Source organism: Rhodococcus sp. 15-649-2-2, assembly GCF_002258645.1.
Lineage (GTDB): Bacteria > Actinomycetota > Actinomycetes > Mycobacteriales > Mycobacteriaceae > Rhodococcoides.
In genome coordinates this window covers 55,797-76,375 of record NZ_NPFM01000022.1, presented here as the reverse complement: position 1 = coordinate 76,375, position 20,579 = coordinate 55,797, and the positions used below count along the sequence as shown (strand labels likewise).

Sequence of the window (20,579 nt, the reverse complement as noted above, 5' to 3'; positions counted from 1 at the left end):
GTTCGGCAGCTTCTCAATCGGGGCGAGAAGCGGTGGGCGAGTCGGGAAATCCGGCCGCTACCGCTGCCGCCACTTCCAGAAGCGCGGTGCGGGTTCGTCCACGAAGACGATCCAGCTCGATTTCCGCACCTTCTTCGAGATGCGGGTCGAACGGAATCGTCCGTACATGGGCGCATCGTTGCTCGAAGTGCTCGATGACCTTCTGCAAATCGACTTTTCCCGCTCTGGGCCGAACCCCGTTGACCACGGCCACCGACGTGGCCACCAATGATCGATACCCGTGAGCATCGAGCCAGTCCAACGTCGCCGACGCGCTCCGTGCACCGTCTACCGACGCCGAGCTGACGACCACCAGAGTGTCGGTGCCTTCGAGAATGCTCTCCATGGCCGAATGCATCAAACCGGTTCCACAATCCGTGATCACGATGCTGTAGAACTTCTCCAACATGTCGACCGCGCGGTCGTAATCTTCGCCGCTGAACGCCTCCGACGCTGCCGGATCCGAATCGGACGCCAACACCTCCAATCGGTTGGCATTCTGCGACGTGTAGGCACGGACGTCGCTGTAGCGATCCAGAGAATCCATGTCACGCAACAAGTTTCGAACGGTTGCAGTTGTTTCGCAAGGAACCTTCTGCCCCAGAGTTCCGCGGTCGGGGTTCGCATCGATCGCGATCACTCGATCACCTCGGATGTCGGCGAACGTCGACCCGAGCGTGGCGGTGGTGGTCGTCTTGCCGACACCGCCCTTCAGTGAGAGCACCGCGACGCGATAGCACCCCACGAGCGTCCGATCCACCTGTGCGGTCAGCTCGAGCCGACGCTGCTGGGCGGCGCTGTTACCGACATCGATGTGGCCGCCGGACATCACGTACAGCGCCCGACGCCACCCGGAAACCGGTGGCACATTCGCCGATCGAACGAGCAACGAGTTGCCGAGATCGTGCGAGGAGACCGGCTGCACGGTCAGACGATCACCCGACAGGCTCTGACCGACCGCCGCTGCCTGGGGACCCAGACCATGCGCGTCGACTGCGCCGCGCTGCTGCGGCTGGTGCTGTGCGACGGATTGCGGATGCGGAAGGTGGGGCCACGGACCGGCCGGACCTGGCCACTGGTTCTGCGGATTCTTTTCACCCTGCGGCGCACCCTGACCCGGAGGCACCATCGGCCCATGGGGCTGCGTCCCGTTGTTCTGCGGAGCCCAGTTGTTTTGCGGTGCCCAGTTGTTCTGCGGTGCCCAAGGGTTCTGCGGCGCTCCATAAGTCTGCGGCATCCACTGCTGAGGTGGCGGTGGCCCCGATGGCACCGGCGCCGTAGGCGGACTCTCGATCGGCTTCGCCTCGGGAGATGGGGCCACGGTGCTCTGCAGCGCAGAAGTCGCCTGCTCAGCGGAGGCTACGGGAGTCTTCGTAGACGTCCCGCTCGCAGTGACCCTGTCCACCTCATCGCCAAGCACCGCCACCGAATCGGCGAGCACCGCCACCCCACCGGAATCCTTGACCGCATCAGGTCCATCGGCCGCAGCAACTGTCGCGCTCTCTGATTCACCACCGATGTCGGTCGACTCGGGAGCGTCTTGCGCCACCATCGCAGGGTCCACCGAAACCGGTGGCGGACCAGACGTGGGCGTGACCTCGTGTGGCGCTACCGGTAGGTTGTCCACGCTTTCGGGCGGCATGGTGATGGGGGTCGAGCGGAATGGTTCCCGTGGAACCGCAGGCTTCGCGTCGGACACCGGTGTGGTTTCGACGGCAACCGCAGGCTCCGGATCTCGGTCGTCCGGCGGGTCGTCGTCCAATGGTCGGACGGGTTGCCAATTGTTCTCGTGCCGATCGGCCATGACCGATTCCCCCCAGTTCGCGTCCTACATCCTTCGATCCGGCTCGGATGTCTCCCCCATCGAGCCGGATCGGACGCTACCAGCTGAACGGCCTGCGCAGCGGCCGAGTGCTAGTTCAGACCCGCGTAGCTGTGCAGGCCCGAGACCACCATGTTGATGATGAAGAGGTTGAACAGCATGGCGGTGAATCCGGCCACGTTGATCCACGCGGCGCGGGTGTTGCGCCAGCCGGAGGTGGCGCGGGCGTGCAGGTAGGCGGCGTAGATGATCCAGGTGATGAACGACATCGTTTCTTTGGGATCCCAGCCCCAGAAGCGTCCCCATGCGGCCTCGGCCCAGATCGCGCCGAGGATGACGCCTGCTCCGAAGAGCGGGAAGGCGACGATGGTCGTCTTGTATGCGAGTCGGTCGAGGGCTTGGGCGTCGGGCAACTTGGAGGCGAACTTGCCCCAGAACCCGATGCTTTCCTCTCCCAGTGGCTGCTTGATTCGCAGTAGGAACAGCAGGGAAGCGACGCCGGAAACCAGCAGGATGCCGCTACCGACGCTGACGATGGTGACGTGAATGGGCAGCCAGTAGGACCGCAGTGCCGGGACGACCGGGGCGGCGTCGGCGTAGAGCTTGGTGGCGGCGAAGAACATCAGCACGATGATCGGTGCGAGAACGAACACCAGCATCGGACGCATCGTCTTCTTACGCAGGACGATGACGGAGGTCAAGGCCGCGGCTGCGGTGGCCATGGTGACGAACTCGTACATGTTGCCGAGCGGGAAGCGGTGCGTGGCGAACCCACGCAGCACCACCGCGGTGATGTGCAGGATGAGGGCCGGCGCAAGCAACGCGAAGCCCATGCCTGCCAGGCGGTCGGAGAGCGGGCGCTTCGGCGCTTCCGCGACGCGACCCGGCCGGGTCTCGACCACCGGGGCACCTGCGCCGACCAGTTCCTTGGCCTGAGCAGCCGTGGCCTTGGCCGACGCGTACTGAGCGATGAGCAGAACGAATGCGAGCACGTAGATGGTGAACGCTGATTCGAACGACCAGTCGCTGTACTGCGAGAGGGTCTCGTTGATCGGCATCGGTCAGTTCTCCTGTTTCGAGGTGTCGCCGAGCAGGCGGGTGCACAGGCGGTCGAACTCTTCGCCCCACCCCGCCTGATCGGTGCGTGCAAGTCCGCCGAGGTCTACTACAGTACGTCGTGCCTGGGCGTCGGCGGTGAGCCGGACCCAGATTCTGCGACGCTTGATCACCAGTGAGACGAGCAGCCCGCCCATCATCGTGAGTGCGAAGACGAGCACCCAGGTCTGAGCCGGGTCGTGCGAGACCTGAAGGTTGACGAACTCCTTCGCCCCATCGAACGTGACGACGGTGCCGTCGCTGAGCGTCGCGGATTCTCCCGGCATCAGGTTGACGCGATCCTGCTTGACCAGCCGACCCTGGGCGATCATTTCCTGGTCGAGCGAGAAGATGGACTGCGGCAATCCGGTGTCGAGGCCGGTGTCGCCCTTGTAGATGTCGATCGCGACGGCGGGGTCGTTCATCGCAGGGAAGCTCGACGACAGCAGGCTGCCGTGGAACGACGCCGTCGGCGCGAACAGTCCCTCGATGGCGATCTGGTTCTTCCGGCGGTCCAGTGCGTCGGGATACAAACCGCCGGGCGGGTCGACTCGCAGCACGCCACTGGACAGGAAGGTCGTGGCGTCCGTCGGTTGCCACTGGATGGTGTCGGTACGGGTCTCACCGTTCGGGAACGTCACGGTGAAGGTCGGTGCATAGCCGTGGCCCTGCAGGTAGACGCGGTCGCCTGAGACGCGCAACGGGTGGTTGACCTGAAGCTGATCGTCGCGCCACACGTTGTTCGTCAGGTCGTCGCCGGCCTGGTATTCGATGTTGGAGGTGAACATCTCGGCCTGGCCGTTGTCGAGGTAGTCGGCCTGAAAGTCCTTGACGCGCACACACAGTGGCTCGAGGTCTGTGCCGTCGACGAGATTGCCTGCGCGGAACGAGTCGTAGTTCGCGGGGGTCGAGGTGCAGAACCCGGGGCCGTCGTCGGCGATCACGATGCGGTTGCCCTCGTAGCCGAGCAGTTTGCCCATGGCGATCGCGGCCAACAGCCCGACGAGAGAGAGGTGGAAGACGAGGTTGCCGAGTTCACGGACGTACCCCTTCTCCGCCGAGAGCGTCACTGCTCCGCCGTCCTCGGTTCGCTGAGCAACGCGCCAGCCGCGCAGCTGAGCACGCACCTGCCCGGCAATGTCCTCGGGTGTGCCGTCGACGTCGTACCGACTGTGGTGCGGCAGCCGCGAGAGGTTGCGCGGAGCGCGAACAGGCTTGGTACGCAACTGCTTTGCGTGCTCGATGCACCGCGGCAGGATGCATCCGATCAACGAGACGAACAACAGTGCGTAGATGGCGGTGAACCAGAAGCTGCCGAAGACGTCGAACAGCTCGAACTTGTCCATGATCGGGCCGAGGGTCGGCCGGTCGGCGATGTATTGATCGACCTTGCCCGCGTTGAGGCTGCGCTGCGGCACCAGGGCACCGGGCACTGCGGCGAACGCCAGCAGGAACAGCAGCACCAGCGCGGTGCGCATGCTGGTCAGACCGCGCCAGGTGTTGCGAATCAGGGCCACTCCCCTGCCCAGCACCGACTGCTTGTGGGGCGGCGACGCCTCGGTGCGCTCTTCGACGTCGGTGGTCATATCGGCAACACCACATCGGAGACGAAGGCGTCGCGTACCCAACCGACGAACTGATCCCAGGCACCGGTGACCAGTGCAATTCCTACCGCTATCAACATGATTCCGCCGAACACCTGTATCTGTCGTGCGTGTGTACGTAGCCAGCCGACGCCTCGAAGCGCGCTGACCGAACCGAACGCGAGGATCACGAACGGCAATCCCAGACCGAGGCAGTACGCCACGATGAGGGTGACGCCGCGCGCTGCCGTCGCACCGTCGGTGCCTGCGGCGAGCGAGATGACGCCTGCGAGTGTCGGCCCGAGGCACGGGGTCCACCCGAGTGCGAACACGCCTCCTAGCAGCGGAGCGCCGGCCAGTGAACCGATCTGCTTCGGCTCGAAGCGCACATCGCGCTGCAGTGCGGGGATCAGGCCGACGAATACCAGTCCCATGGCGATGGTGACGACGCCGCCGATGCGCATGAGCAGCTCACGGTTGATCGCCAGCACCGATATTGCGCCGAACACCGACGCGGTGGCGAGGACGAACACCACGGTGAACCCGAGTACGAACAGCCCCGCCGCACCGGCTACTCGAACCCGTCCGCTCCGCACCTTCGTCTTGACGGCGGCCTCGTCGGCACTCACGGCCGGCGCGTCGGCTCCGACGACTCCGGCGAGGTAAGACAGGTATCCCGGTACCAGTGGAACGACGCACGGTGATGCGAAGGAGACGAGTCCGGCCAGGACGCAGGCACCGAGAGCCAGGATCAGCGGCCCGGAGGCCGCAGCTTCCTGAAAACTCGCGCCTATCCCGGCGAGATACATCGTCTCTGTCACGGCTGCACTGGCTCCTCGGCTGCTATCCGTTCGACGACGGGCTGCAGGTCCTCGGCGAGCAGTTCACGCAGGAACACTGCGGCGACACGATGCTGCCGGTCGAGCACGACGGTGGTCGGGATGACGGAGGTGGGAACGCCGCCGAGTGCAGTGAGCGTGCGCATCGGCGGGTCGTAGATCGAGGAGTAGGTGACGTTGTTGCTGACGACGAAATCTTGTGCGGCGGTTTGTGATTCGTCGCGCACGTTGATGCCGAGGAATTCGACACCGGAGGCCTTGGTGGCCTCGTAGACCTTCTCGAGATCGTCGGCTTCACCGCGGCACGGACCGCACCACTGTCCCCAGACGTTGAGCACGACGACGTCACCGTCGTAGTCCGACAGCGAGGTCGTCTTGCCCTCGGTCATCAGGTCGGGCCCGGACAGTTCGCCGAGGGCACCGCGCTCGGACGGCGGATCGTAGAAGATGTCGGTCTTCCCGCCCGGCGAGACGAATTGGAAGGTACCCCCCTGAGCAACCGCGTCGGTGCCGGTCGAACAGCCGGCGACGAGGGCCACCGCGGCAACCGCGAGCACCAATCTACGCACCGGAGATCCTCGGGTCGGACGCTCCCGCTGGCTCGGAGTAGACGAGGTCGACGAGCTGATCGCCCTCGTAGACGAGCGACGTCAGCGACGCGAGTCCGCATTGGCGATTGCGCGGGTCGTGCCAGAGCCGGTCGCCCTGCAGGAAGCGGCGAAGCGTCCACACCGGGAGTTGGTGGCTGACGCAGACGGCCTCGTGCCCGACGGCCGCGACGCGGGCTGCGTTGACGGCGGCGAGCATGCGGTGCGCGATCTGCAGGTACGGCTCGCCCCAGGACGGCGTGAACGGATCGCGCAGTTTCCACCAGTGTCGTGGCCGACGCAGCGCACCGTCACCGACGGCGACGCGCAGCCCCTCGAATTCGTTCCCGGCCTCGATGAGGTTCTCGTCCTCGGCGATGGTAAGGCCGTGAGCCGCCGCGATGGGTCCGGCGGTCTCCTGGGCGCGCAGGAGCGGCGATGCAACGACGTGGGTGATGTCGTGGCCGGCGAGAGCGTCCGCCACCGACTTGGCCTGTGCCTGACCGGTGACCGAGAGCTTGAAGCCGGGCAGCCGCCCGTAGAGGATGCCCTTGGGGTTGTGCACCTCGCCGTGCCGGAGGACGTGCACGATGGTGCGCGTCGTCGAGTGCGGATGTGTTGCGGGGGCCTCGGTCACGTCGGGGTCCTGTTTCTCGCTAGTCGGGTGGGGAGTCAGTTCTGTGTAGACGTCACAGTGGTGCGGAAGCAGCTGCTGCGGCTTTCGCGGCGGCGGGGGCTGCGTCGGCGATGATCTCGAAGGCTCGGTCGTCGAGCGCGGCCGAGACGAACCAGGCCTCGAATGCGCTCGGCGGCGGGTAGACACCGCGCGAGAGGAAAGCGTGGAAGAACGCCGGGTATCGCCATGTCTGCGCGGCCTTGGCCTGCGCGTAATCGGTGACGGGTCCATCGGCGAAGAACACACTCACCATAGTGCCCGCGAACTGCACCTGATGGGTGACGCCTTCGGCGGTGAGGGCGTCGCCGAGCAGCGTTCCGAGCCGCTGCGAGTTCGCCTGCAGCTTCTCGTAGACGGCTGCGTCGGCCAATTGCAGGCTTGTCAGGCCGGCGGCGACGGCAACGGGGTTACCGCTGAGCGTGCCCGCCTGGTACACCGGTCCGGCCGGCGCGAGGTAGGCCATGATGTCTGCTCGGCCACCGAATGCGGCAGCGGGCAGTCCACCGGACATGACCTTGCCGAAGGTGTACAGATCGCCCGCGACACCGTCGATGCCGTACCAACCGGCGGCGCTGACGCGGAACCCGGTCATCACCTCGTCCATGATCAGCAGCGCGCCGTGCTCGGTCGCAAGACGGCGCAAACCTTCGTTGAAGCCGGTGACCGGGGCAATCGCGCCCATGTTGCCTGCGGCGGCCTCGGTGATGATGCAGGCGATCTGGCCGGCGTTGGCCTCGAAAGCGGCGGACACGGCGGCGAGGTCGTTGTAGGGAACGACGATGGTGTCCGACGCCTGTGCGCCGGTGACTCCCGGAGAAGTCGGGAGCCCGAAGGTCGCCAGACCCGAACCGGCGTCGGCGAGCAGCGCATCGACGTGGCCGTGGTAGCAGCCGGAGAACTTCAGGATCTTGGTGCGGCCGGTGAATCCGCGAGCCAGACGCACCGCGCTCATGGTGGCCTCTGTGCCCGAATTCACAAGGCGAACCTGGTCGACCGGGCCGACTCGACGGACGATTTCTTCGGCGAGCTCGATTTCGCGCTCGGTGGGTGCGCCGAACGACAGGCCGGTTGCCGCGGCCTTCTGGACGGCTTCGACGATGGCCGGGTGAGCGTGCCCGTGGATCATCGGACCCCAGGACGAGATGAGGTCCACGTAGGACTTCCCGTCGGCGTCGGTCATCGTGTATCCGCTGGCCTGCGTGATGAACCGTGGGGTTCCGCCGACCGATGCGAAGGCCCGCACCGGCGAGTTGACGCCACCGGGAATCACCGTGCTCGCGCGAGCGAAAAGTTGGGCCGATACGGGGGCGTCGTCGCCGAGAGGAGCAGTCACGACTTCCAGTGTCCCAGGTTCGGCGAAATCACCAACTACAGGGCGTAATAATGAGCTCGCCTGACAGCCTCAGTCGTCGGTTTTGTTGTCCTCGGGCACGAACACCATCGCAATCAGGATGATGCCCCAGATGCCGAGGGGCCACAGAGGCCAATAAGCGGTCGGCTCGCCGTCGGAGATCCACTGGACGGCCCAGATTCCGTTCATGACGACGGCACCACCGAACCACCATCGCCACTCGTCCAGATACTCACGCCACTTGCTCGTAGTGTGGGCGACGTCCCTTGCTTTCGATTCGTGTGCCTTCGATTTCTCTGCGTCCGGCAAGTCGCGAACGACCTCGGCCAAGTCGCCGCGAGTTCTCGACGCCCACACCGCGTCGAGGCGTTGTTCGTACTCGACCAAGGTCAAGCGGCCCTCGCCCATCGCCAGGCCGAGTGTGTTCACGACGACCTCACGTTCGTCGTTGCTCACGCGCAGGTCCAGCCGATCGTTCTTGTCGACATTTTTTCCCATACGCAGCCTCCCGACACTCGTGTCCGTTTTGTCACCTTAACGGTTGAGTGCGCTACGCACCGGGTAGTTGGTTTCGATGACGAACACCGACAGAACACACACCGATAGCTCCGCGGACGGGGTCACCAAAGTCGCCGAACTGATGTCCGACGCCGGACTCTGCATGTTCACCACCGTCGGTGGAGACGGCCACCTCATCTCGCGTCCGATGGCGCTGCAGGAAGCCGAGTTCGACGGCGACCTGTGGTTCTTCGCCGCACACGACTCGCGCAAGGTGGCCGACATCGCGGCGAATCCGACGGTCAACGTTTCGTTCCAGTCCGGCGAAGGCTGGGTGTCCCTGTCCGGCACCGCGGCCGTGGTCGAGAACCGAACGAAGGCCGAGGAACTGTGGAACACCCGGGCGGCCACGTGGTTCGAGAAGAATCCCGATTCACGCGAGGTGGCACTGATACACGTGGCCGCCGAGGGTGCGGAGTACTGGTCGACCCCAGGGTCGAAGGTCTCGAATCTGATGGCTTACGCCAAGGCCAAGATCACCAACGAGCGGCCGAACCTCGGCGAGCACGAGGTCGTCGAGCTCGAGCTACCCCACAATTCGACCGACTAGTTCCGCTCGTGCCGGGGTGCCGTCGGGGGCACGTCCGGATCGACCACGAAGTTCCGGTGGTCTGTGACGTTGCGGTCGTCCGTCACATTGCGGTCGCCGGCTATGCCCCGGGCATCTGTTCCATTGCGGTCGCCGACGATGTTGCGATCGCCTGTCGCATTGCGGTCGCCCGCGGCGTCACGGTCATCTGCGAGAGTCCGGTCATCTCGCACGTTGCGGTCGTTTGTCATGGTCCGGCCGTTCTTCACGTCCGGGTCGATCCGATTCGCGCGCTCGAACTCCGAGTCGACCTCGTCGCGCGATGCTGCCGCAACTCCCTGGTGTGACTGGGCCTGCTGTGCAAGTTTCTCCGCCTCGGCAGCTTTGACGTCGGCCTCGGCCTGCGCCCGACGCGCCTTGGCCTCGCTTTCGCGAGCGAGCAGTTCACGCTCTTCGACGATGGCCGCTTGATCGGCTGCCTTCTCGCGAATATCGTTCGCTTCCAGCCTCTTTCGCTCCTTGCCTTTGCGCGCCACGACCAGGGCGACGGCAACGACCAACACTACGACGACTACTGCAACGATGATCCACACTGCGGTACTCATAATTGGAACTCCCGATCTGTTTCGAATGCCGAAACGGCAGACGTTCCCCGTCGGTTACCCGAGTAACGAATCAGTAAACTCGCCGAACATCGTGCGGGCGAGCGCACCGAATTCCTTCTCGTCCAACAGGCCTGCACCGCCGGGCACTGATGCGATCAGCTCGACACCCGTCACGAGCGGCAACTCCTCCAGGTTGACCCGCGCCGCCAGACTCGGTTCGGTCGACCACGACCCGATGACCAGGCCGGAACACGTCACGCCCGCTGCATGCACAGCTGCGACGGTCAGCGCGCTGTGATTGAGCGTCCCCAGCTCCGCCCCTGCCACGATCAGCACCGATGCGCCGACGGCTGCGGCGATGTCGAGCGCGGTGAACCCTGCGGCACCCAAACGCACCGCTACTCCGCCCGCACCCTCGACCAGGACGAGGTCGTGGGTCTCGTCGAGTGCGAGAACCGCGTCGACAACGGCGGTGAGTTCGAGCATCGGCCGACCGGACCGGCGGGCCGCGACATCAGGTGCGAGTGGCTCGGGGTACCGCGCCAGCTCGATTCCGCGAACTCCCGAAAGACGCTCCACCACATCGATATCCGACTCTTCCGGGCAGTCGTCCCCCACTCCGGTCTGCGCCGGTTTGCATACCGCCACCGTCCGTCCGTGCGCCCGAGCCGCGGCCGCGAGCGCTGCGGTCACCACGGTTTTGCCGACGCCGGTCGACGTTCCGGTGACGAGCAGCACGGTCATCCCGGCACCGCCGCATTCGAGAGCCCCGAATTCAATACTGCAGCATTCAATACCGTCGCCAGAACCGCTGCGGCACGGTCGATGTCGGCATCGGTGAGGTCAGCGCGGGCGGTCAATCGCAGCCGAGATGCGTTCGGAGGAACCGACGGCGGCCGAAAGCACCCGACGCGCACGCCGAGCTCGAGACAGTCCCCGGCAGCGCGGACGGCACGCTCGGCATCACCGAGTATCACCGGAACGACCGCCGATGCAGTCGGTTCCACTCCTGCCGCAGAGGCCAGTTGTGTTGCCCGAACACCGATCGCAGCCACTCGATCGGGTTCGGTGCGCAGAATTTCCAGAGCGGCCGATGCTGCGCCCACCGATGCCGGGGCGAGCCCGGTGTCGAAGACGAAGGTGCGCGCGCCGTGCAGCACCTCGTTGCGGACGGCGGCCGGGCCGAGTACGACGCCACCCTGCGACCCGAGTGCCTTGGACAGCGTCGCGGTAACGACCAGATCGGGCGCACCGGCCAGGCCGGCGTCGTGGACGGCCCCGCGTCCGCCGGCTCCACGAACGCCCAGCCCGTGCGCCTCGTCGACGACGAGTACGGCGTCGCGTCGCCTGCACACCGCGTACAACTCGGCCAGCGGCGCGAGGTCGCCGTCGGCGCTGAACACCGAATCGGTCACCACCAGAGCCCGCGTCTCGGTGCGCTCCCGCAGCAGTCGGTCGACGTGCTCGGGATCGCAGTGGTGCGCGACAGCAACCCGTGCCCGGGACAGTCGACAAGCGTCGATCAGCGATGCGTGCGACGCGGCGTCGGAGATCACCAGCGCGTCACGTCCCGCCAGCGCGGTCACGACGCCCAGGTTGGCGGTGTAGCCGGAGGAGAACACCAGCCCGGCGTCGGCACCGACAAAATCGGCGAGTTCGTCCTCCAGTTGCTCGTGTGCCGTCGTCGTGCCGGTCACGAGCCGCGATCCGGTGGATCCGCCGCCCCATCGGCGCACGGCAGCGCAGGCACCGTCGATGACAGCTGGATGTCGGGCCAGACCGAGATAGTCGTTCGACGCCAGATCGAGAACTACGTCCTCGGCTGTGCGGGCAACGACGACGCGCTCGAGTCCGGCCTCGCGTCGGATGCGCGCGGCGGCGTCGAGCCACTCCAGTGCGGTCATGGCAGCACCATACTTGAACGCTGTTCAAGTATGGCTTCGGGCCACCGCCAGCATGGCCCCGGCGATGGCCGTGACGTCCTCGCCGGTGCAGATGTACGGCGGCATCGCGTAGACGAGGCGACCGAACGGCCGCAGCCACACTCCCGCGTCGACGGCCGCAGCGGTCGCCCGTGCCATGTCCACCGGAGTGTGCATCTCGATCACCCCGATCCCGCCCAGCACCCGGACGTCGGCGACGCCCGGCAGCGAACGAGCAGGTGCCAACCCCTCTGTCAGACCCGATGTCACACCCGCGACCTCGGCGCGCCAATCGCGCGAGAGCAACAGTTCCACCGAGGCCACCGCGATCGCGCACGCGAGCGGATTGCCCATGAACGTCGGCCCGTGCATCAGGCCACCGGCCTCACCGCCCGAGACCGTCGTGGCCACCTCGGTGGTGCACAGCGTCGCCGCCAGGGTCAGATAACCGCCGGTCAAGGCCTTTCCCACACACATGATGTCCGGCGCAACACCGGAATGATCGGCGGCGAACAACTCCCCGGTCCGGCCGAAACCGGTCGCGATCTCGTCGAAGATCAGCAGTACGCCGTACTCGTCGGCGAGGCGACGCAGCTCGACCAGGTATTGCGCGTCGTGGAATCGCATACCGCCTGCACCCTGCACGATCGGTTCGACGATGATCGCCGCCAGCTCGCTCGCGTGCACCGAGAGCACCTGCTCGAACTCGGCGACGTAGGACTCGTCGAACTCCGTGGGTGGAGCCGGTGCGAACACCTGTTTCGCGAGCACGTCGGTCCACAGCGTGTGCATCCCACCGTCCGGATCGCACACGCTCATCGGAGCGAACGTGTCGCCGTGATAGCCGCCGCGCCAGGTCAACAACCGCGTGCGCCCGTCCTCTCCACGGGCCCGCCAGTACTGCAACGCCATCTTCACCGCGACCTCGACCGAGACCGATCCGGAATCCGCGAGGAACACCTTGTCGAGCCCTGCGGGGGTGATCTCGACCAGCAGCTCGGCCAATCTCGCCGCCGGAGCGTGCGTCAGTCCGCCGAACATCACGTGACTCATCCGGCCCAGCTGATCGTGCGCGGCGGCGTCGAGCACCGGGTGCCGGTAGCCGTGCACCGCCGCCCACCACGAACTCATCCCGTCGATCAGTTCCCGGCCGTCGGCCAGGCTGAGCCGCACCCCGGACGCACTCTCGACCACAAGCGGTGTCGCGGTCGCCGGGAACCGGCTGTAGGGGTGCCACAGGTGGTCGGAATCGATTCGACGAACGTCCTCGGAAGTCAACACGCCACAGCACCCTGCCACAGCGCTCCTCGAGCGACGGCCGCGTCGCCCCCGAAGGCGAAATGTCCGAATCCGTTAGCATCGCAGCATGATGATGCCGCGCACCACGACGAGACTTGCAGTCGTTGCCCTCGCGTCGACTCTGACACTCTCCGCCTGCGGCGGCACGGCCGAAACGCCTGCGGCCACCTCCACCACAACGGCACCGGCCTTCGTCGTCGACACCTCGACTCCCATCGGTGCGCTCAACGACCGAATTCTGCAGTGGATCAACGGCGAGAACGCACCCGATCCCACCGAAGTGGAGGCCGTCGTCGGCCCCGAGTTGGCCGAGGCCGTGGCCCCGCTGGGCGGACTCGTCACCCCACTCGAACAATTGCGCGCCGGTGCACCGAACGTGGCCACGGGCTTCGAGGCCGGCCCTGATACCGGCGTCCTGCGTTTCACCACCGCCGACGTCCCGGCCACGATTTCCACCTCGATCGGTGCCGATGGCAAGCTCGACGGATTCCTGGCCAGACCCGACACCCCCGAGATCTCGTCGTTCGACGACCTCGATGCGGCGCTGTCGAAGGTGGCTCCGAAGTACTCCTACAGTGCGTCTCGTCTCAATGGTGGTGACTGCGAGGCCGTCTATTCCACCAACGCGGACGCAGTGCTGCCGCTGGGGTCGGTGTTCAAGTTGTACGTCCTCGGCGCGCTCACCGACGAGATCGAGGCGGGCACTGTCCGATGGGACGAACAGCTCACCGTTCGCGATGCGACCAAGAGCGCGCCGTCCGGCGAGTTGCAGAATCTGCCCGACGGCACCGCGGTGTCGGTTCGGGAGGCCGCCGAGAAGATGATCTCGTTGTCCGACAACACCGCAACAGATCTGTTGATGGAACGACTCGGCCGCGACCGCGTCGAACGCCAGCTCGCTGTCATGGGGCATCACGATCCGTCGGTCATGACGCCGATGATGGACACCCGGCAGTTCTTCGTCATCGGATTCGGCGATCCGAACATGCGGGCCGAGTGGTCCGGTGCGGACCCGGACGGCCGGGTCGAGCTGCTAGCCCGAGCGGACTCGCGGCCGCTCGAGATCGACTTCGAGAACTTCCTCGACAATCCGGCGTCGGCCGACGGCGTCGAGTGGTTCGCCAATGCGCAGGACGTCTGTGCGGCAATGGGCTACCTGGCATCGGGTCCGGCAGCGGAGGAGAACCGCCGGATCCTGGCGATCACCCCGGGTGTGCAGCTCGACGCCGCACTGTGGCCGTATTCGGGCTTCAAGGGCGGCAGTGCACCCGGTGACCTCGCCGGCGCATTCCTGGCCACCGATGCGTCCGGTCAGGACTGGATCGTCACCGAACAATTTCAGGCCGAGGGTGCGATCGATCTGATCCCGTCCAGCTACGCGTTCCTCGTTGCTCAGGAGGCGTTCGCGCTACTCAAGTAGGTGTGATTTGTAACATCGGTGTTACTGCTGCATTACACTCGCGGTCGTGGAGGCACAACACGAACCAGCCCAGCACGCGTGGCCTACGGGCTTCAAAGAGTTCCTGGTCAGCGAATTCACCGACTTCAGCCCCCTGGTCAACCGGGCTCTGGAGGACAACTGTGCGTCGCTGTTCCACGACGGTCCGTACGCGAAAACGGGCTTCTGGCGCACCTGCAGAGCGGTGTTCAGAGAATTCGTCTGGCCGGTCTGACTTTCCGGCCCTCACGCGCGGCGGCAAAAGGTTACCGTCGAGTATGGCAACCACAACGGATCACCTTCGGAACACTCTGGACGGCCGCTGGCGAGATGTGAAGAACGAGGCGCGCACGCAGCTCGCGCGCGACGAGTTCCGACCGCACTACACGCCGAACACCGTCATCGCCCGCACCAAAGCACTCGAGCAACTCAAGCTCCTCGCCGCCGCCGGTGCGGCCGACAACGGCTTCAAGAAGGAACACGGCGGTACCGGGGATGTCGGCGCTGCAGTGACGATGATCGAGATGCTCGCGATGAGCGACTTGTCTCTGATGGTCAAGGCCGGCGTCCAGTGGGGACTGTTCGGTGGTGCCATCGAAAATCTCGGCACCGAACGTCACCACGAGGCATACGTCCCGAAGATCATCAACCTCGAACTGCTCGGTTGTTTCGCCATGACCGAGACCGGACACGGCAGCGACGTGCAGTCGCTCGAGACCACGGCCACCTACGACCCGAAGACGGACGAATTCGTCGTCAACTCCCCTACGCCGTCCTCACGCAAGGACTACATCGGCGGTGCCGCCGAGACTGCGACCGTCGCCGCTGTGTTCGCCCAGCTCATCACCGCCGGACCGGGCCAGGAGCCCGAAAGCCATGGTGTGCACTGCTTCTTCGTGCCACTGCGTGACGAGAACGGCGACGACCTGCCCGGTGTCACCACTTCGGACTGCCAGTACAAGGGCGGCCTGCCCGGAGTGGACAACGGCCGCATCATGTTCGATCACGTCCGGATCCCGCGAGACAACCTGCTCAACAAGTACGCCGATGTGTCCGACGACGGTACGTACACCTCCCCCATCGAGAACAAGTCCCGACGGTTCTTCACGATGCTCGGCACGTTGATCCGTGGCCGCGTCACGGTCGGCGGCAGTGCCGCCGCTGCCGCGCGGGTCGCTCTCGACATCGCGACGCGATACGCATTGCAGCGCAGGCAGTTCGCTGCACCCGATTCCGATCAGGAAGTTCTGATCATGGACTACCTGGTGCATCAGCGTCGACTGTTCCCGCTCATCGCAAAGTCCTACGCCCTGCAATTCGCACAGAACGAACTCGTGTCGAAGATGCACGAGTTGCAGACCGCGGACAGCCCCGACGCCGAGGAGCAGCGCGAGCTCGAGTCACGTGCAGCCGGCCTCAAGGCGGCGAACACCTGGCATGCGACCGCCGCGATTCAGGAAGCCCGCGAAGCATGCGGCGGCGCAGGCTATCTCGCCGAGAACCGGCTCATCTCGCTCAAGGCCGACACGGACGTGTTCACCACGTTCGAGGGCGACAACCATGTGCTCACCCAGCTGGTGGCCAAGGAACTGCTCACCGCGTACGCCGACGACGTCAAGTCCATGAGTCCGGTCGAGTGGGTCAAGTTCGCCGCCGATATGGTCGGCGACCGAGTGGTCAAACGCACTGCAGCGCAAGCGATCATGCAGACCATCCTGGACCGCCGCCAGGACAACGAGGAAGAGGGCTCGCTGTTCAACCGCGGCACCCAGGTCAAGATGTTCGAGGATCGCGAGGAGTACCTGCTCTCCACCGTCGCTCGCCGGTTGCAGTCCAAGTCCAAGGAGACCAGCCCGTTCGAGGCGTTCAATGCGGTGCAGGATCACGTGCTGCACGCTGCGAGCGCGCACATCGATCGCATCATCTTCGAGGCCTTCATCGCCGGCATCGAATCGTGTGAGGACTCGGCCACCCAGGATCTGCTGCACGAGGTATGCGATCTGTATGCCCTCTCGGTGATCGAGAAGGACAAGGCCTGGTTCATCGAGCACCGCTACCTGTCCACCGAGCGGTCCAAGGCCGTCACCCGCGCCATCAACGAGCGCTGCCGCACACTGCGTCCGCACGCGGAGTTGCTCGTCGACGGTTTCGGTGTGCCCGACGCGTTGGTCGGTGCGGCAATGCTCGGCGAGCCGGGAGCGGGAACCGAGGAAGAGCCGGCGGCCAATCCCAGTCACGCGCACTGACGCATGACGGGATCGGAGCCAGGAGACCGAACCGACTAGGGGACGATCGCGAAAACTCGGCAGGGGCCACCGGTCGCGCCGGCGTGCTTGGGTGCGCCGACGACGACCGTCGCCCCTGCCGGGGGCACCGCATCGAGATTCGCCAGCGCTTCGACTCCATACCGGCCCGCCCCGAGAACGGCTGTGTGCGCGGGGTATTCGCGGTCGTTCATCCGGTCGAGGCTCAGTGTGTCGACCCCGATTCCGACGATGTTGCGCTCGCGCACCAGCATCTGTGCCGCGCCTGCGCCGAAGCCGGGCGCGGCACGCTCGGCAAGTCGGGTCTGCCACCGACTGTGCATCGCGACCAACGCTCGATCGGGTATTCGGCCGTGCTCACGCTCCCACCGGTCGATGTCCTCGGGTGTCACCACAGCTTCCGGATCGGCCTCGGCCCGCGCCGAAATGTCCACGACGACGAGTGGGGCGATCAGATCGTCCAAGGGCAGCACGTCGGCCGTCGCCCCTCCGCGAACACGGTGCGCAGGGGCATCGATGTGCGTGCCGGTGTGCTCCCAGTACGAGAGTTTGTTCACCAGGAACCCACCGAGCTCGTAGGCCGCGACCGGGCGCATCGAGAACGGTTCGCTGCCCGGCCACACCGGAAACGTGGGGCTCAGGGTATGCGTCAGGTCGACCAGTCGGCCGGCCGGAACAGCCGCGGCGACAACGGGTTCGGCACGCACCGCCCCGCTTGCCGCGACCGTCAGTGCAGCCGCGCCCAACGATCCGAACAACGCCCTACGGCCTAGTTTTCGGTGAACCGTCTCGACGACCTCGGGGCCACACATCAGCCGGCAGCGGGAGTGACGAGCAGAACCTTGTCGTCGGACCCGTTGTCGGTCGTGAGCAGAAAAGCTCCGTCGTTGCCGAAGCTGGTGAGCGAACGCAGGCGTCCGTACTCGCCCTCCAGCGCGTCCGCCTCGTCGACGTATTCGGTGCCGTCCTCGGACAGCTTCAGGAACACGAGCTTCTCGCCCTGCTGACTCGACACCACCGCGGCACCGTTCCAGGAGCCCCATCCCGCACCGTTCGCGAAAGTGAGACCGGGCGTCGCGATGGTGGGGCTGCCCGAGCTCCACACTGCGGCGCGCGCACCGGGCACGCGGGTCGGATCGGTCATCGGTACCGACTCGTCGTAGATGAACGGGAGTCGATCAGGGCGGTACCCGTAGTTGCCGCCGGGCACCAGGAGGTTCAGCTCGTCGTCTCGGGTCGTGCCCTGCTCGACCTCGTAGAGCTGACCGGTGCCGGGACGAATCGCCAGCCCCTGCACGTTCCGATGCCCCAGAGTGAAGATACGACCCGGCGAACCCGCGGCTGCCGAACCGTCGGCGTTGATGTGCAGAACCTTGCCGCCCAACGAGTTTCGATCCTGCGGAACCGTCGGCGTTGCAGTGTCTCCGGTGCCGACGTACAGGGTGCCGTCGGGATGAGCCAGAATTCGGCAGCCGCCGTGACGACCGCCGTCGGCGACGGGAATGTCGTCGACGAGGGTGCCGGTGCGCGTGAGCGCCGTCCACCCCGGGTCGACGGTCCACGAGAGCACCGCGATGTGGTTGTCGCTGCCACCACCCGAGCTGCCGGTTCCGGCGCTACCGGTCCCGCTTCCGCCGCCCTGTACGCCCTGGCACGTGTAGATGGTTCTCGAAGTCCCGAAATCTGTCGCCAGAGCAATGCCCATAAGGCCGGTCTCGCCGGAGGCGTACAGATCGTCGAGGTCCGCGGCGAGCTCGCGCGTGTCACCGCCCACGTCGCGGATCACGAACCGTCCGGCACGCTCACCGGTCAGCACCGTCCCATCCGGCGCGACCACCGCATCCCACGGTTTCGCGAGTCCAGTGAGCACCTCGGTGACCGTCAGATCGGGCAGCGGATCGGCCTGTGCCGTTGCGACCGTCGAACCGGTAAGCGTCAGGACGACGCTGGCGGCGAGTACTCCGGAACTGGACACCAGCTTGTTCATCCACACTCCTGACGACGATCGGTGACCGGCCCGATATGACCGATATCACATGATCTTAAACACACTCGCCAGGATGCTTGCCGACTCACGACGCAATTCGTTTCCCTGCAGCACCAAGAGTCCACAGCAATCCCAGGCCACGCACAGTGACGGCAACCTCGGTTCAGCCGACCTCGGGCGTGACGAGCAGTACCTGATCGTCGGATCCGTTGTCGGTGGTGAGCAGGAAACCACCGTCGCTTCCGAAGGGGGTGAGCGAACGCAGCCTGCCGTAGCTGCCGTCCAGCGCCTCCGCCTCGGCGACGTACTCGGTTCCGTCCTCCGACAGTGCAAGGAAAACGAGCTTCTCGCCCTGCTGACTCGAGATCACCGCGGCACCGTTCCACGAGCCCCACTGCTCACCCTCGGTGAACGTGACGTCGGGGGTCGCGATCGTCGGATCACCCGAACTCCACACTGCGGGCAGGGCACCGGGAACCCGATCGGGGTCGGTCATGGGGACCGATTCGTCGTAGACCGACGGGCGCCGATCGGGGCGATAACCGTAGTTGCCGCCCGGCACCAACAGATTCAGCTCGTCGTCTCGGCTCGTCCCCTGCTCGACCTCGAAGATCTGATCGGTTTCGGGACGGATCGCCAGTCCCTGCACATTGCGATGACCGAGAGTGAAGATGCGATCCGGTGCGTCGGCTGCGGCGGCGCCGTCTGCGTTGACGTGTAACACCTTGCCGCCCAGCGAGTTTCGATCCTGTGGAACACTGGGGCTCGCAGTGTCCCCGGTGCCGATGTACAGCGTGCCGTCGGGATGAGCCAGGATGCGGCAGCCACCGTGACGCCCGCCGTCGGCGACGGGAATGTCGTCGACGAGAGTGCCGGTTCTCGTCAGGGCTGTCCACCCCGGATCGACGGTCCACGACACGACGGCAATGCTGTTCCCCCCGCTACCTCGGAGCCCCTGGCAGGTGAGCACGGTTCGAGAGGACTCGAAATCCACCGCCAGTGCGATACCCATCAGCCCGGTCTCACCGGCGGCGTAGAGATCACCGAGGTCCGCGTTCAGTTCACGCTGGACTCCTCCGGAGTCGCGGATGACGAACCGGCCGGAACGCTCTCCGGTCAGCACCGTGCCATCGGGAGCAACCACCACGTCCCATGGTTTGTCGAGGCCGTCTAGCACGGTGGTGACCGACAGGTTCGGCAGCGGCCCGGCAGGCGCGGCCGGGGAGGGAGCAGCTTCGGAAGAAGAGCCCTGCGACGACGAAGTCCCGGACGACTCGGTCGACTCTGCAGTGCTGTCCCGCTCGGTGGTGTCCACCGAACAGGCCGCTATCAGGGCGATGCTCATGGCGGTGACCACTGCGCCGGTGACGGGCTTCTTCACGAGCCCTCCTGACGATTTTCGATGAGTCCCATTTTTCCGGTATCACCGTTTTCGCGACTTCCGAACCACCGACGGAGCGCAGTCGTGTTCAGGACACCAGTCGATACCCGGCTTCGACGACCGCGGCGTCCACGGTCGCGGTATCGAGCGTCGAATCGCTGCTCACCACGACCGCACCGGAATCCACGTCGACATCGACACCGGTGACCCCCGCGATCTCGGAGACTTCTTCCTTCACCGACGCGGCACAGTGTGCGCACGTCATGCCCTCGACCGAATATGTCGTCTGCATCGTCGACTCCCCTTCTGTCGTCAGGAGCGCACGAGGCGCGCGATGGCCTCGGACGCTTCTTTCACTTTCGCGTCTGCTTCCGGCCCGCCCTGCCTCGCGGCCTCCACGACGCAGCCGGCGAGATGGGCATCGAGCAGCTTCAACGAGACCGACTGCAGCGCTTTGGTTACGGCAGAGACCTGGGTGAGAACGTCGATGCAGTATCGGTCGTCGGCGACCATGCGGGATATCCCGGCCACTTGACCCTCTATACGACGCAATCGCTTCAGCAGGTCGTCCTGCTCGGCGCTGTAGCTGCTCATAGGTTCACTA

General features: G+C 65.7%; 21 protein-coding genes. 4 read left to right on the top strand and 17 right to left on the bottom strand.

Features of this window, described 5'->3' with window-relative positions; all coding sequences use genetic code 11:
• Positions 1-13 precede the first annotated feature (13 nt).
• From CH305_RS14280 to CH305_RS14245, 8 genes are all read right to left on the bottom strand, one after another.
• Positions 14-1,276, bottom strand: a complete 1,263-nt coding sequence (locus tag CH305_RS14280; RefSeq protein ID WP_094704159.1) for a MinD/ParA family protein — start codon at positions 1,274-1,276, stop codon at positions 14-16.
• 677 nt (positions 1,277-1,953) lie between these two features.
• Positions 1,954-2,919 carry a c-type cytochrome biogenesis protein CcsB gene (gene ccsB, locus CH305_RS14275; RefSeq protein ID WP_037153733.1) on the bottom strand — a complete coding sequence of 322 codons (966 nt, stop codon included), beginning with the start codon at positions 2,917-2,919 and terminating at the stop codon, positions 1,954-1,956.
• Positions 2,920-2,922: 3 nt separating this feature from the next.
• The gene (locus CH305_RS14270; protein ID WP_094704032.1) at positions 2,923-4,542 is read right to left on the bottom strand and encodes a cytochrome c biogenesis protein ResB; all 1,620 of its coding nucleotides are present in this window, start codon (positions 4,540-4,542) and stop codon (positions 2,923-2,925) included.
• Entirely contained in the window at positions 4,539-5,348 is an 810-nt protein-coding gene (locus CH305_RS14265; RefSeq protein ID WP_032402103.1) for a cytochrome c biogenesis CcdA family protein, read from the bottom strand. Before CH305_RS14265 ends, CH305_RS14270 begins: the two co-directional genes overlap by 4 nt.
• Positions 5,349-5,356: 8 nt before the next feature.
• Entirely contained in the window at positions 5,357-5,947 is a 591-nt protein-coding gene (locus CH305_RS14260) for a TlpA disulfide reductase family protein (protein WP_094704031.1), read from the bottom strand.
• Entirely contained in the window at positions 5,940-6,602 is a 663-nt protein-coding gene (locus tag CH305_RS14255) for a histidine phosphatase family protein (protein WP_032401883.1), read from the bottom strand. Before CH305_RS14255 ends, CH305_RS14260 begins: the two co-directional genes overlap by 8 nt.
• 52 nt (positions 6,603-6,654) lie before the next feature.
• Positions 6,655-7,974 carry a glutamate-1-semialdehyde 2,1-aminomutase gene (gene hemL, locus CH305_RS14250; protein WP_032401882.1) on the bottom strand — a complete coding sequence of 440 codons (1,320 nt, stop codon included), beginning with the start codon at positions 7,972-7,974 and terminating at the stop codon, positions 6,655-6,657.
• Positions 7,975-8,043: 69 nt separating this feature from the next.
• Positions 8,044-8,490, bottom strand: a complete 447-nt coding sequence (locus CH305_RS14245; protein WP_094704030.1) for a DUF1707 domain-containing protein — start codon at positions 8,488-8,490, stop codon at positions 8,044-8,046.
• 76 nt (positions 8,491-8,566) lie between these two features.
• Between CH305_RS14245 and CH305_RS14240 the strand changes: the two genes are divergently transcribed.
• Entirely contained in the window at positions 8,567-9,100 is a 534-nt protein-coding gene (locus tag CH305_RS14240) for a pyridoxamine 5'-phosphate oxidase family protein (protein WP_032401880.1), read from the top strand.
• Here the strand turns inward: CH305_RS14240 and CH305_RS14235 are convergent.
• The 4 genes from CH305_RS14235 to CH305_RS14220 are packed head-to-tail and all read right to left on the bottom strand — an operon-like array spanning position 9,097 to position 12,884.
• Complete coding sequence (locus tag CH305_RS14235) at positions 9,097-9,684, bottom strand: hypothetical protein (RefSeq protein WP_094704029.1); 588 nt, start codon at positions 9,682-9,684, stop codon at positions 9,097-9,099. The genes CH305_RS14240 and CH305_RS14235 overlap by 4 nt on opposite strands.
• Positions 9,685-9,738: 54 nt before the next feature.
• On the bottom strand, positions 9,739-10,428 hold the full coding sequence (bioD, locus tag CH305_RS14230; RefSeq protein ID WP_094704028.1) for a dethiobiotin synthase: 690 nt from the start codon (positions 10,426-10,428) through the stop codon (positions 9,739-9,741).
• Positions 10,425-11,588, bottom strand: a complete 1,164-nt coding sequence (locus CH305_RS14225; RefSeq protein ID WP_094704027.1) for an 8-amino-7-oxononanoate synthase — start codon at positions 11,586-11,588, stop codon at positions 10,425-10,427. Before CH305_RS14225 ends, bioD begins: the two co-directional genes overlap by 4 nt.
• Before the next feature lie 24 nt (positions 11,589-11,612).
• On the bottom strand, positions 11,613-12,884 hold the full coding sequence (locus CH305_RS14220) for an adenosylmethionine--8-amino-7-oxononanoate transaminase (protein WP_373454563.1): 1,272 nt from the start codon (positions 12,882-12,884) through the stop codon (positions 11,613-11,615).
• Between the two features lie 88 nt (positions 12,885-12,972).
• On the opposite strand from CH305_RS14220, the gene CH305_RS14215 reads away from it, so the two are divergent.
• Genes CH305_RS14215 through CH305_RS14205 form a run of 3 tightly spaced genes read left to right on the top strand, consistent with a single transcriptional unit; the run spans position 12,973 to position 16,589 of the window.
• Positions 12,973-14,325: a serine hydrolase gene (locus CH305_RS14215; protein ID WP_094704025.1), complete on the top strand. Its 1,353-nt coding sequence runs from the start codon at positions 12,973-12,975 to the stop codon at positions 14,323-14,325.
• Between the two features lie 46 nt (positions 14,326-14,371).
• Entirely contained in the window at positions 14,372-14,578 is a 207-nt protein-coding gene (locus tag CH305_RS14210) for a hypothetical protein (RefSeq protein WP_032401876.1), read from the top strand.
• A 43-nt stretch (positions 14,579-14,621) separates the two neighbouring features.
• Complete coding sequence (locus CH305_RS14205; protein ID WP_037153748.1) at positions 14,622-16,589, top strand: acyl-CoA dehydrogenase; 1,968 nt, start codon at positions 14,622-14,624, stop codon at positions 16,587-16,589.
• A gap of 35 nt (positions 16,590-16,624) precedes the next feature.
• On the opposite strand, the gene CH305_RS14200 is transcribed toward CH305_RS14205, so the two are convergent.
• The 5 genes from CH305_RS14200 to CH305_RS14180 form a co-directional block, all read right to left on the bottom strand.
• Positions 16,625-17,419 carry a cyclase family protein gene (locus CH305_RS14200; RefSeq protein WP_037153751.1) on the bottom strand — a complete coding sequence of 265 codons (795 nt, stop codon included), beginning with the start codon at positions 17,417-17,419 and terminating at the stop codon, positions 16,625-16,627.
• A complete protein-coding gene (locus CH305_RS14195; protein ID WP_032401873.1) occupies positions 17,419-18,594 on the bottom strand; it encodes a sorbosone dehydrogenase family protein in 1,176 nt (391 codons plus the stop codon). The genes CH305_RS14200 and CH305_RS14195 overlap by 1 nt, the downstream gene beginning before the upstream one ends.
• Before the next feature lie 163 nt (positions 18,595-18,757).
• A complete protein-coding gene (locus CH305_RS14190; RefSeq protein WP_230592353.1) occupies positions 18,758-19,975 on the bottom strand; it encodes a sorbosone dehydrogenase family protein in 1,218 nt (405 codons plus the stop codon).
• A gap of 88 nt (positions 19,976-20,063) precedes the next feature.
• On the bottom strand, positions 20,064-20,267 hold the full coding sequence (locus CH305_RS14185; RefSeq protein ID WP_032401872.1) for a heavy-metal-associated domain-containing protein: 204 nt from the start codon (positions 20,265-20,267) through the stop codon (positions 20,064-20,066).
• A 20-nt stretch (positions 20,268-20,287) separates the two neighbouring features.
• On the bottom strand, positions 20,288-20,569 hold the full coding sequence (locus tag CH305_RS14180) for a metal-sensitive transcriptional regulator (RefSeq protein WP_032380388.1): 282 nt from the start codon (positions 20,567-20,569) through the stop codon (positions 20,288-20,290).
• Between the last annotated feature and the right edge of the window lie 10 nt (positions 20,570-20,579).